Raw genomic sequence first — 12,582 nt, 5'->3', positions numbered from 1 at the left:
TCCTGCTTCGATGACTTGAAGCTGACACTGCCGAATAACCATCCAACTCATTGAAACTCAAGGAGTTTTCCGTTTCGACTGCGCCGGAAGTGGGCGAATTATAGGCCGTTAGAATTTTGGGTCAAGGACTAATTTCACATTACTGTCATATTGCCTCCAACACCCCCAAAAGCAGAGGCCAGCCTAACGGCTGGCCTCTCTTCTTCTATATAACGCTCTCGCGAACCTTACAGACTCGGAAATGCAAACTGCGACGCCTCATGGCTGGCACGTTGCGGCCAGCGCTGAGTGATTGCCTTGCGGCGCGTGTAAAAGCGCACACCATCCGGCCCATACGCATGCAGGTCGCCAAACAGCGAGCGCTTCCAGCCACCAAAACTGTGGTACGCCACAGGCACAGGCAGCGGAACGTTAACGCCCACCATCCCCACTTCAATTTCATCGCAAAACAATCGCGCAGCTTCACCATCACGCGTAAAGATGCACGTACCGTTGCCATATTCATGATCGTTGATCAGTTGCATTGCCGCTTCCAGGCTATTAACCCGAACGATGCACAGCACTGGACCAAAAATCTCTTCTTTATAGATACGCATCTCAGGGGTCACGCGATCAAACAGGCACCCCCCAAGGAAGAAGCCGTCTTCATGATCCTTGACGCTCAACCCGCGACCATCAACCACCAGCTCGGCACCTGCCGCTACACCGTCCTGAACATAGCCGCTGACCTTGTCCCGCGCCTGACCAGAAACCAGAGGCCCCATATCCAGACCGCACGAAGTCCCTGCGCCAATTTTCAGTGCCTTGATTTGCGGAACCAACTTGGCCACCAGTGCATCGGCCACTTGATCGCCTACACACACCGCAACCGAAATCGCCATGCAACGCTCGCCGCAAGAACCATAGGCTGCACCCATCAAGGCACTGACGGCGTTATCCAGATCCGCATCCGGCATCACTACCGCATGGTTCTTGGCTCCGCCCAACGCCTGGACACGCTTGCCGCGCTTTGTACCCTCTGCATAGATATATTCCGCAATCGGCGTAGATCCCACAAAGCTCAAGGCCTTCACTTCTGGCGCTTCAATCAGGGCATCCACAGCAGTCTTGTCGCCATGAACCACGTTCATCACGCCTTTGGGCAGACCGGCTTCCTGCAACAACTGGGCAATCAACAGCGTCGAGCTTGGATCACGTTCCGACGGCTTCAGGATGAAACAGTTACCGCACACAATGGCCAGCGGGTACATCCACAGCGGAACCATGGCCGGAAAGTTGAAAGGCGTAATGCCTGCAACTACGCCCAACGGCTGGAAGTCCGACCAGGCATCAATGTTCGGTCCTACGTTGCGGCTGTACTCGCCTTTCAAGATTTCAGGCGCTGAACACGCGTACTCGACGTTCTCAATCCCGCGCTTCAACTCACCGGCTGCGTCTTCCAGAGTCTTGCCATGCTCTTCGCTGATCAACTGCGAAATACGTGCTTCGTTCTGTTCCAGCAATTGCTTGAAACGGAACATCACCTGAGCGCGCTTGGCCGGTGGTGTATTGCGCCATACAGGGAAGGCTGCCTTCGCCGCATCAATAGCTTTTTGAATAGTCTCGCGACTGGCCAGTGGTACCTGGTGAATCACTTTACCGGTCGACGGGTTGTACACATCGGCAGTACGGCCAGAATCACTCACCATCTCGCCATTGATCAAATGTTGAATCGTGCTCATTGGAGCTCCAAAAAGTTGTCCACAGGCGCGAATACTGCGCGCCTGTCAAAATTCAAAAATGCCTCTTCTATATAGATAGAAGAAATCAGTCGATCTGATTAAGCGCTTCACCGACCGCATCGAACAGACGATCCAGGTCCTGCGGCTTGCTGTTGAAGGTTGGCCCGAACTGCAAAGTGTCACCGCCGTAGCGCACGTAGAAGCCTGCTTTCCACAGCTTCATCGCCGCATCAAACGGCCGCACAATCGCATCGCCATCACGCGGAGCAATCTGAATCGCACCGGCCAGGCCGTAGTTGCGGATGTCGATGATGTTTTTCACGCCCTTCAGGCCATGTAACGCATTTTCGAAGTGCGGGGCGACTTCGGTCACGCTCTGCACCAGGTTTTCTTTTTGCAAAAGATCCAGGGCCGCCAGCCCCGCAGCACAAGCCACCGGGTGAGCCGAATAGGTATAGCCGTGCGGGAATTCAACTGCGTACTCCGGCGTCGGTTGATTCATGAACGTCTGATAAATCTCGCTGCTGGCAATCACTGCCCCCATCGGGATCGCGCCGTTAGTGACCTGCTTGGCAATACACATCAAGTCTGGCGTTACACCGAAGCTGTCAGCACCAAACATGGAACCTGTGCGACCAAACCCGGTAATGACCTCATCAAAGACCAGCAAGATGTTGTGCTGATCGCAGATTTCACGCAGACGTTTCAGATAACCCTGCGGCGGTACCAGTACACCGGCAGATCCTGCCATCGGCTCCACAAACACGGCCGCAATGTTCGATGCATCATGCAGTTCGATCAGCTTGAGCAGCTCATCGGCCAAGGCAATACCGCCCAGTTCAGGCATACCGCGAGAGAACGCGTTACTTGCCAGCAATGTGTGTGGCAAATGATCGACATCCATCATCGCCTGACCAAACATCTTACGGTTGCCGTTCACACCGCCCAGGCTGGTACCGGCAATGTTCACCCCGTGATAACCACGGGCACGCCCAATCATCTTGGTTTTGGTCGACTGGCCTTTCAAACGCCAGTAAGCACGGACCATTTTCACTGCGGTGTCCGCACACTCCGAACCCGAGTCAGTGAAGAACACGTGATTCAGGTTGCCTGGCGTCAACTCGGTAATCTTTTCAGCCAACTGGAACGACAGTGGATGCCCGTACTGGAATGCCGGCGAGTAATCGAGGGTGCCCAACTGCTTTGAAACCGCCTCCTGAATTTCCTTGCGGGTATGCCCTGCGCCACAGGTCCACAGACCTGACAGCGAATCGTAAATTTGCCGACCCTTATCGTCCGTCAGATAGCTCCCTTTGGCCCCAACGATAAAGCGCGGGTCACGATGGAAGTTACGGTTAGCGGTGTAAGGCATCCAGTGAGCATCCAGCTTGAGCTGGCTCGTCACTGTAATTTCGGCATTTTCGGGCATGTTCATGTGCAAAACCTCGCAAAGCAGAAAGCGGCGTGGGATTGAAAGCGTTGTTGCAGCTAAATTGCCATGGCTATAAAGTCGGTGAAATCCAACTCTTCTAACCTTTAGTTAGGCATTTACTAAACTATGAGCAGCCGTCGCCCTGATGCACTGGCCCAAGTCAGCGACTTTGATATTCGCTTGCTGCGCATTTTTCGCAGTGTCGTGGAATGCGGAGGCTTTTCTGCGGCCGAAACCGTGCTCGGGATCGGCCGCTCGGCCATCAGCCAGCAGATGAGCGATCTGGAACAGCGCTTGGGTTTACGCCTGTGTCAGCGTGGGCGAGCGGGGTTTTCTCTGACAGAAGAAGGCCGTGAGGTTTATCAGTCATCGCTACAGTTGCTGGGTGCACTCGAAAGCTTTCGTACCGAGGTCAACGGCCTGCATCAGCACCTGCGCGGTGAGCTGACAATCGGGCTGACCGACAACCTGGTCACCCTGCCCCACATGCGGATCACCCATGCCCTGTCCCAACTCAAGGAGCGCGGGCCCGACGTACAAATTCACATTCGAATGATCGCCCCCAATGAAGTCGAGCAAGGTGTGCTGGATGGTCGCTTGCATGTAGGTGTCGTACCCCAGGCCAGTGCACTGTCCGGGCTTGAATACCAACCGCTGTACAGCGAGCGCTCACTGCTCTATTGCGCTGTGGGCCACCCGTTGTTTTATGTTGATGATCGGCAACTGGCCGACCAGCGACTCAACGAACAGGATGCAATTGCCCCGACTTTCCGCCTGCCGTCCGAGATTCAGGCGCACTACCAGGCACTTAACTGCACCGCCAGCGCTTCAGATCGCGAAGGCATGGCCTTTTTGATTCTGACCGGGCGCTACATCGGTTATTTGCCCGATCACTACGCCAGCCTGTGGGTTCAACAAGGCCGCCTTCGGGCCCTGAAAGCCAACACGCGGTTCTATGACTTGAGCCTGGCCTCCGTCACCCGCAAAGGTCGACGCCCGCATCTGGTGCTGGAAAGTTTCCTTGAGAGCCTCGAAGCGACGCGCTAACGTGAAAGTGCATTGAATATCCCTACAAAGATTGCTCTGGAAAACCCATGACCTTTGAAATCCCCGCCCACGATGGCAAACCGGCCGGCCGTATTCGTCAACAAAACGAAGAGATCATTCTCAAGGCCGCGGAGGATGAGTTTGCCCGTCACGGGTTCAAAGGCACCAGCATGAACGCCATTGCGCTCAAAGCAGGCCTGCCAAAAGCCAACCTGCACTACTACTTCACCAACAAGCTGGGGCTCTATATTGCGGTTTTGAGCAATATCATCGAGTTATGGGACAGCACCTTCAATAGCCTGAGCGCCGAAGATGATCCGGCTCAAGCACTCAGCAGTTACATCCGGGCCAAGATGGAGTTCTCACGCCGCCAACCCGAGGCTTCGCGTGTATTTGCAATGGAAATCATCAGCGGTGGCGCCTGCCTGACCGAATACTTCACCCAGGACTACCGCACCTGGTTCCAAGGCCGCGCTGCCGTGTTTCAAGCCTGGATCGATGCCGGAAAGATGGACCCGGTCGACCCTGTACACCTGATCTTCCTGTTGTGGGGCAGTACCCAGCATTACGCCGATTTCGCGACACAAATCTGCCGCGTATCGGGGCGGTCGCGCTTGACCAGGCAAGACATGCAAGACGCCAGCGACAACCTGATCCGTATCATCCTCAAAGGCTGCGGCCTGACGCCCACAGTCTAAGTCCGGAACCGACATGCCTTCGACCCTGGTGGATCTTTGCGAATACCGCGAAGAAATCCGAAAAAGCCGCTTTATCACGCTTGCCGCACCCATCACCAACGCCCGACAGGCACAGGACTTTATCGAGCTGCACAGCGACCTGAACGCCTCCCACAATTGCTGGGCCTGGAAACACGGTGATCAATATCGCAGCAGTGACGATGGCGAACCCGGCGGTACCGCTGGCCGGCCGATACTGTCAGCTATTGAGGCCCAGGACTGCGATCAGGTCGTGGTGCTGGTAATCCGCTGGTATGGCGGCATCCAGTTAGGGACCGGCGGCCTGGCTCGGGCATATGGCGGGGGCGCCAACAAATGCCTGCAAGGCGCAGAAAAACTGCCGCTGGTTAGCCGTGTAGCGCTGTACTGCTCCTGCAGCTTCGGCGAGCTGGCACTGATTAAACTGCGGTTAGCCGACTCAGGCGGTTTACTTATCAATGAGAGCTTCACCGGCAATGGGGTTGACCTGCACTTGGCACTGGCCGAAGAACAGATAGCCCCCCTGCAGCAGCAACTGGCCGATATCAGTCGCGGCAGGATTTTGTTGCACAGAAACGATCCCGCCACGGCGAAGTAAAAGCGTTCTATCCACACACCCATACTTGCCCACAGTCACTGTGTACCCAGCTGTGGATAACCTGAGTACATACAGCTGTAGCCCTTATGCCACGGGCATCACACCGCTTTGTACATTTTTTGATCAGTTTTTCTCATGCTCAGCTAAATTTGTTTAAAAACAATTATTTAGCGGAGGTTATCGCGGTTAGAACAAAGCAGCCCAGTGCTTATATCTCTGCATCGAAGTTGCACACAGTAACTGTGGAACAACCTGTGGATAACCCGTGTAAATACCTCGCCGATTCAGTCCCTGTAACGCCTGCTTACATTTGTACGTTTTTTAACCAATCCAGTGCAAAGTGCACCCTGCCTCAACGCGTACTCAAACACTGCCGGGCCTGAAAAATAGTGTCCGTTCAAACCCCGAGGCTGGGCACCCGCACAACGATGGGGTAAAAACCCCTACGGTGAATTCCCTTTAGCTTTGGAAGGACGTTACTCATGACAGCAAAACATGCACTGATTATCGGAGCCTCACGCGGATTGGGTCTGGGTCTGGTTAAAGAGTTGCTCAAGGACGGCTGGAAAGTTACTGCCACCGTGCGTGATCTCCAGAAAGCCCAGGCCTTGAAATCACTGGGCCAGGTAAACATTGAGCAACTGGACATGGATAACTACCAGGCCATCAAGGCATTGAGCAACACATTGAACAACCAGGTCTTTGACCTGTTGTTCATCAATGCTGGTATCAAAGGCCCGGATGATCAATGGTCAGGTAACGCGACGCTGGCTGAGGTGGGTCAGCTGTTTTATACCAACAGCGTGGCGCCGATTAATCTGGCGAAAGAGTTTGTCAGCAAAATCCGTAAAGACAGCGGCGTGCTGGCATTCATGAGTTCTGTGCTGGGCAGCATTGCTGTACCGGACGCACCTGAATTGGCGCTCTACAAAGCCAGTAAGGCGGCGCTCAACTCCATGACCAACACCTTTGTGCATCATGAGCTGGGTGACAACAATCCCACTGTGCTCTCCATGCATCCGGGCTGGGTGAAAACCGACATGGGCGGTGAAGATGCCCAGATTGATGTCGAAACCAGCACCCGGGGCCTGGTGGAGCAAGTCAAAGCGTACGCCGGTAAAGGTGGCCATCACTTCATCGACTATCAGGGGCAGACCATTCCCTGGTAACAAACAGCTGAGCCCTTCCCGACGGGATTGGCTCAGCTTCGGTTAAAGCCCCAACAACGAGAGCATGATGAACGTCGCAAACAGCACGAAATGCGTCATGCCCTCAATGGCATTGGTCTCGCCGTCATTGAGGTTGATTGCGCAAATCACCAGGGTAATCAGCACCATTACCGTCTGCACCGGAGTCATGGCCATCTGAAACGGCTGACCGGTATACAGTGCCATTCCCTCCATCACGGGTACTGTCAGAATCACGGTCGACAGTGACGCGCCCAACGCGACGTTAACCACCGACTGCATGCGATTGGCCAATGCTGCACGCAAGGCAGTGAGGATTTCCGGCGCAGCCGAAATGGCGGCCACCAGAATCGCCGTGATCACCGGCGGCGCCCCCGTGCCCTCAAGACCAAGGTCCAGGGTTTTGGACATCACCTCCGCCAACGCACCGATCACGATAACCCCCAGTGCCAGCACGGTAACGGACAGCTTGAGGTTGGCCGGCTCTGCTTGCGGCTCGTTTTTGCGGCGTTTCTTTTCCGGGTAGCTGTAGCTGAAGAAGTAACTGTGTGGCCCCACCTGCATCCGTAAAAACACGGTATAGAGCAACACCATCGCACCAATGGTGAAGGCCGAATAAATTTTCCAGTCTGCTTCGGGGATAAATTCGGGCACCACCATGGACACCCCCATGGCCGTCATAATCATCACGGTGTAGGTGCGGGCTGAATCATCGTTGTACGGCTGTTCGCCATGCTTGATCCCGCCCATCAGTGCTGCCAGACCCAGAATGCCGTTGATGTCGAGCATGACCGCGGAATAAATCGTGTCACGCACCAGGGTCGGTGATGCTTCGTTGCTCATCATGATGGCCAGGATGACCACCTCAACCAGCACGGCGGACAACGTAAGGATCATCGTGCCATAGGGATCACCGACTTTTTCTGCCAGCACCTCAGCGTGATGAGCCACGCGCATCGAGGCACAAACAATCGCCGCAACCAGCACAACCCCTGCAATCAGGGCCGTAATCTGGCCGTTGCTCAGGAGCCAATGCTCCAGCGGGTAAGCCACCGCCACCATCACAATCGCCAGCAACAACAGTTTTTCGTCTTTCAATAGAGTCAGCATTGCGAACCTTTCGCCAGGGAACAAATACACGTTGATGGGTTACAGACTTCAGCAACCTGCTAACGTTTCGTTACATGTTAGTTCACAGACAAGCGCACCAAGCTCTGTCAGCCCTGGCGCCAGGTACGCTGCGACAAATAGCTTGGTCGGGTTTTACCAAATGTGTAGCAGCACCCCTGTAGAATGCTGCGATCTGCACCTGATTTAATGAGAAAACTTTTTATGTACGACTGGCTGAACGCCCTGCCAAAAGCTGAACTGCACATGCACCTTGAGGGATCTCTGGAGCCCGAATTGCTGTTCGCTCTGGCCGAGCGCAACAAGATCGCCTTGCCCTGGAACGACGTTGAAACCTTGCGCAAAGCGTATGCCTTCAACAACCTGCAAGAATTCCTCGACCTGTATTACAAGGGTGCCGACGTACTGCGCACTTCCCAGGATTTCTACGACCTGACCTGGGCGTACCTGCTGCGTTGCAAGGCGCAGAATGTGATTCATACCGAGCCCTTCTTCGACCCGCAAACCCATACAGACCGAGGGATCCCCTTCGAAGTGGTGCTCAATGGCATCGCCAGTGCTCTCAAAGACGGCGAGCAGCAGCTGGGGATCACCAGCGGTCTGATCCTGAGCTTTCTGCGCCACTTGAGCGAAGACGAGGCCGAAAAAACCCTCGACCAGGCATTGCCATTTCGCGAAGCATTTGTCGCCGTAGGCCTGGACAGCTCAGAAATGGGCCACCCGCCGAGCAAGTTCCAGCGAGTCTTTGATCGCGCCCGTCACGAAGGTTTTCTGACCGTTGCCCACGCCGGCGAAGAAGGCCCGCCGGAGTACATCTGGGAAGCGCTCGACCTGCTGAAAATTCAGCGTATCGACCATGGTGTACGGGCGATTGAAGACGAGCGTCTGATGCAGCGCATCATCGACGAGCAAATTCCGCTGACCGTATGCCCGCTCTCGAATACCAAACTCTGTGTGTTTGATCACATGTCGCAGCACAATATTCTCGACATGCTTGAGCGCGGCGTGAAGGTCACTGTCAATTCGGATGACCCGGCCTATTTCGGCGGTTACATGACCGAAAACTTCCATGCCCTGTACACCGATCTGGGCATGACCCAGGATCAGGCCAAGCGTCTGGCGCAAAACAGCCTGGATGCGCGGTTGATCAAGCCGTAAACCTCTTGTGGGAGCGGGCTTGCCGGCTCCCACAGTCAGGCCCCAACGCTGTCTCGGCCACGCGCCAGCACCTCGCACCGCTCAACAAGCATGTCGCGCAATAACTTCACCGGCTTGCTCAATTGCGCACGATGGCCGCACAGCAGATTCAAGGGTGCCCGCTCACAGGTCAGCTCGGGCAACAGCACCTTAAGCCGCCCTGCAATCACATCCCCCGCCACGTCCAGCCAGGACTTGTAGGCAATCCCAGCCCCGGCCAACGCCCACAAACGCACCACATCGGCATCATCACTGAACCGGTCGCCAGCCACCGTCAACCCGAGCTCACGCTTGCCGTCATTGAATTGCCAATAGTCGTGGACCCGCGTGCCGAGCATGTACAGCAGGCAATTGTGTTGCAACAGCTGTTCAAGATGACGGGGCGCCGGGTGGCGCATCAGGTAATCAGGGGACGCGCACAGCACTCGGCGATTGTCTGCCGCCACCGGCAAGGCCACCAGGCTGGAATCCTCTGGCTCACCGTAACGCAAGGCAATATCAACCGGCTGACGAAAAAGGTCGGCAATACGGTCTCCCAGTAACAGGCGCACCGTGAGCCCCGGGTGCTCACGCTGAAACTCATCCAGCCAGGGCAGCAGTAAATTACGCCCGAAGTCAGAAGGGGCCGACAGTTGCAGCACCCCACTGACCTGATCTTGCCCACGAGCCAACAGCCGCCGCCCTTCATCCAGACTGCTTAATGCCGTACGCGCATACTCGAGAAAGCCATCACCCTCTGCTGTCAGCCGCAAACTGCGGGTCGAGCGGGCCAGCAACCGCGTACCCAGCTGTGCCTCTATGCGTTTGAGTGCCGCACTGGCAACCGCGGGTGACATGTCCATCACTCGCGCAGCTGCCGACAAACTGCCCAGGTCGGCGGCACGAACAAACAGTTGCAGGTCATCGAAGCGCAGCATTCAAATTTATCCGCCGATTATCAAAAAAATATTGAAAGAGACTGCTGTTTTAGCCGGTTTTATCATCCAGCGAAATAGCTAATCATGACCTCACTTTCTTACCCTCCTTCAGGACTTGTCCCATGAAAGCTATCGCCTATTACCAGTCGCTACCGGTGCAAGACCCACTGGCCCTGCAAGACATTGAATTGCCCGAGCCAGTGGCCGGCCCTCGTGACTTACTGGTTGAGGTCAAGGCCATTTCCGTGAACCCGGTGGACACCAAGGTCCGTCAAAACGTACAGCCTGAAGCCGGCGCAGCCAAAGTCCTGGGTTGGGATGTGGCGGGTGTGGTCAAGGCGGTCGGTAGTGACGTGAGCCTGTTCAAGGTTGGCGACAAAGTGTTTTATGCCGGTTCCATCGCCCGCGCCGGGGCCAATAGCGAGCGCCATGTGGTGGATGAGCGGATCGTCGGGCACATGCCCAAGAGCCTCGGTTTCGCCGAAGCCGCAGCGCTGCCACTGACCGCAATCACCGCCTGGGAACTGTTGTTTGAACGGCTTGGTATTAACGAGAACCAGGTCGACGAACAACAGAGCCTGTTAATCGTCGGTGCGGCCGGAGGGGTCGGCTCGATCCTGACTCAACTGGCCAGCCAGCTCACGGCCCTCAAGGTGATTGGTAGCGCTTCGCGCCCTGAGACCCAAGCCTGGGTGCGCGAATTGGGTGCGCACATCATTGTCGATCACCGCCAGCCGCTGAGCGAAGAACTCAAGCGCCAGGGCATCGACTCCGTGACCCACGTCGCCAGCCTGACCCAGACCGATCAGCATCTGGATCAACTGGTCGAAGCCCTGGCGCCCCAGGGCAAGCTGGCACTGATCGACGACCCCAAGGCCCTCGACATTACCAAACTCAAGCGCAAGAGCCTGTCGCTGCACTGGGAGTTCATGTACACCCGTTCGCTGTTCGAAACCCCGGACATGATCGAGCAACATCATCTGCTCAATCGTGTCGCCGAACTGATCGACGCCGGCACATTGCGCACCACCGTGGGCGAGCACTTCGGCACTATCAATGCGGCCAACCTGCGACGCGCCCATACGCTGCTGGAAAGCGGTCAGTCCAAAGGCAAGATTGTGCTCGAAGGGTTCTGATCAAACCCGGCACCGGTGCGAAACAGCCAGGTTTTAACCGTCAGTCAGAGACTTGATCCCTGACATGTTTCACCGGGGAGTGGGGGCTTACACTGGCCTCCTTTGCGAACCAAAGGAGGCCGGTAATGAAAATCCTGATCACTGCGTTAGCAAGATCCCAAGACTGCCAATGGCAGGTTCAACTTGACCGCCAGGCCGTTAATTTCCGCAGCGAAGCCGAAGCCCGCGCCTTTGTGGACAAACTGCAGTCCCGCCTGCAAGCCCCTCACACACTGCCCGCACGCTTGGCGGGCTGATTCAGACCGGCTCCTCAGCAGCGATCCGTGCGTTGTAGACACGCCGGGTCGCCATCCCGATTGCCACCGCCAGGATCCCGCACAAGGTGATAACCATCGCCATTGGCATCGCCGTGCCATCGTGCAACACACCGACCAGTGAAGCGGCCGCTGCGGCCACACTGAACTGCAAGCAACCCAGCATCGCCGAAGCGCTACCGGCCCGCGCGCCCTGCCCGCTCATGGCGCAGGCAGACGCATTGGGGATGATGCAGCCCAGGCTGGCAATACAGATAAACAACGGGATCAGCAACGGCCACAGTTGCGCCGTGTGCAGTGCACTGATCCCCAGCAACACCAGACCTGCTGCCAGATAGACCCACACCGTTCGCGCCAGCAAAAAGGCCGGCCCGCGTTTGGCCAGCAAACGGGCATTGACCTGCGCCACCAAAATAAAGCCTGCGGCGTTGCTGCCAAACAGCCAGCCGTAATGCTCGGCAGGTACGCCGTAGAGTTTGATAAATACGAAAGGTGAACCCGCGATGTAGGCAAACATACCGGCCATTGCGATCCCGCCGGTGAGCGCATGCCCCAGAAATTCGCGGTCCTTGAGCAGGCGTCCATATTGACGCAGGGCACCCGACAAAGGCTGGCGCGGCACATTGGCGGGCAGGCTTTCCGGCAAGCCCAGCGCCACGGCCAGGGCTGCCAGAGCACTGAACACTGTCAACACGATAAAGATCGACTGCCAGCCGTGCAGATTCACCAGCAAGCCACCGAGCATCGGCGCCAGAATCGGTGCCAGCCCCATCACCAGCATCAGTTGCGAAAACACCTTGGCCGAACCCACCGCGTCGCATTTATCGCTGACAATCGCCCGCGACAGCACCATGCCCGCGCAACCGCCAAGCGCCTGGATGAACCGGGCACCAATCAACCATTCCAGGGTGGGGGCAAATGCACAGGCCAGGGATGCGGCGGTGAACAGGCCGACGCCCACCAGCAGCGGTATGCGTCGACCAAAACGGTCAGCGATGGGCCCATAGGCCAGTTGGCCGATGGACAAGCCCAAAAAGTAAACCGCCAGCGTTAACTGGATGTGTTTTTCATCTGTGGCAAAAGCCTGTGCCATCGCCGGAAACCCCGGCAGATAGAAGTCGATCGCCAAAGGACCGAAGGCACTCAAGGCGCCTAGAATCAAGATTGTTCTAAAGTTCATCGGGTATCC

At 56.3% G+C, this 12,582-nt stretch carries 12 protein-coding genes; 7 read left to right on the top strand and 5 right to left on the bottom strand.

Features of this window, described 5'->3' with window-relative positions:
- Positions 1-227 precede the first annotated feature (227 nt).
- Both ACP7BO_RS16105 and ACP7BO_RS16100 read right to left on the bottom strand, forming a co-directional pair.
- Positions 228-1,721: a CoA-acylating methylmalonate-semialdehyde dehydrogenase gene (locus ACP7BO_RS16105; RefSeq protein ID WP_426211392.1), complete on the bottom strand. Its 1,494-nt coding sequence runs from the start codon at positions 1,719-1,721 to the stop codon at positions 228-230.
- Positions 1,722-1,806: 85 nt separating this feature from the next.
- Positions 1,807-3,156 (bottom strand): aspartate aminotransferase family protein, encoded by a 1,350-nt coding sequence (locus ACP7BO_RS16100; protein WP_426211390.1) that lies wholly within the window; start codon positions 3,154-3,156, stop codon positions 1,807-1,809.
- A 123-nt stretch (positions 3,157-3,279) separates the two neighbouring features.
- Between ACP7BO_RS16100 and ACP7BO_RS16095 the strand changes: the two genes are divergently transcribed.
- The 4 genes from ACP7BO_RS16095 (at position 3,280) to ACP7BO_RS16080 (ending at position 6,683) form a co-directional block, all read left to right on the top strand.
- Positions 3,280-4,200, top strand: coding sequence for a LysR family transcriptional regulator (locus ACP7BO_RS16095; RefSeq protein WP_060695527.1), 921 nt, complete (start codon positions 3,280-3,282; stop codon positions 4,198-4,200).
- Positions 4,201-4,247: 47 nt separating this feature from the next.
- Positions 4,248-4,898, top strand: coding sequence for a TetR/AcrR family transcriptional regulator (locus ACP7BO_RS16090; RefSeq protein ID WP_426211387.1), 651 nt, complete (start codon positions 4,248-4,250; stop codon positions 4,896-4,898).
- 13 nt (positions 4,899-4,911) lie between these two features.
- Complete coding sequence (locus ACP7BO_RS16085) at positions 4,912-5,514, top strand: IMPACT family protein (protein ID WP_426211385.1); 603 nt, start codon at positions 4,912-4,914, stop codon at positions 5,512-5,514.
- Positions 5,515-5,996: 482 nt separating this feature from the next.
- Entirely contained in the window at positions 5,997-6,683 is a 687-nt protein-coding gene (locus ACP7BO_RS16080) for an SDR family oxidoreductase (RefSeq protein WP_073509962.1), read from the top strand.
- Positions 6,684-6,725: 42 nt separating this feature from the next.
- Here ACP7BO_RS16080 and ACP7BO_RS16075 read toward each other — a convergent pair whose 3' ends face one another.
- Positions 6,726-7,811, bottom strand: coding sequence for a calcium:proton antiporter (locus tag ACP7BO_RS16075; protein ID WP_060695534.1), 1,086 nt, complete (start codon positions 7,809-7,811; stop codon positions 6,726-6,728).
- A 222-nt stretch (positions 7,812-8,033) separates the two neighbouring features.
- On the opposite strand from ACP7BO_RS16075, the gene ACP7BO_RS16070 reads away from it, so the two are divergent.
- Positions 8,034-8,987 (top strand): adenosine deaminase, encoded by a 954-nt coding sequence (locus ACP7BO_RS16070; protein ID WP_060695536.1) that lies wholly within the window; start codon positions 8,034-8,036, stop codon positions 8,985-8,987.
- A gap of 35 nt (positions 8,988-9,022) precedes the next feature.
- On the opposite strand, the gene ACP7BO_RS16065 is transcribed toward ACP7BO_RS16070, so the two are convergent.
- Entirely contained in the window at positions 9,023-9,943 is a 921-nt protein-coding gene (locus ACP7BO_RS16065) for a LysR family transcriptional regulator (RefSeq protein WP_426211382.1), read from the bottom strand.
- Between the two features lie 122 nt (positions 9,944-10,065).
- Between ACP7BO_RS16065 and ACP7BO_RS16060 the strand changes: the two genes are divergently transcribed.
- Together ACP7BO_RS16060 and ACP7BO_RS16055 are read left to right on the top strand one after the other, a co-directional pair.
- Positions 10,066-11,079, top strand: coding sequence for a zinc-binding alcohol dehydrogenase family protein (locus ACP7BO_RS16060; RefSeq protein WP_426211380.1), 1,014 nt, complete (start codon positions 10,066-10,068; stop codon positions 11,077-11,079).
- A gap of 125 nt (positions 11,080-11,204) precedes the next feature.
- Positions 11,205-11,375 (top strand): hypothetical protein, encoded by a 171-nt coding sequence (locus tag ACP7BO_RS16055; RefSeq protein ID WP_167344885.1) that lies wholly within the window; start codon positions 11,205-11,207, stop codon positions 11,373-11,375.
- A gap of 1 nt (position 11,376) precedes the next feature.
- Here the strand turns inward: ACP7BO_RS16055 and ACP7BO_RS16050 are convergent, their stop codons facing one another.
- A complete protein-coding gene (locus ACP7BO_RS16050) occupies positions 11,377-12,573 on the bottom strand; it encodes a multidrug effflux MFS transporter (RefSeq protein WP_397454951.1) in 1,197 nt (398 codons plus the stop codon).
- Between the last annotated feature and the right edge of the window lie 9 nt (positions 12,574-12,582).

This window comes from Pseudomonas sp. TWR2-1-1 (assembly GCF_049897045.1).
GTDB classification, from domain to species: domain Bacteria; phylum Pseudomonadota; class Gammaproteobacteria; order Pseudomonadales; family Pseudomonadaceae; genus Aquipseudomonas; species Aquipseudomonas versuta.
Note: the sequence above shows the minus strand (reverse complement) of the source record. Positions and strands in the feature narration are given on the sequence as shown.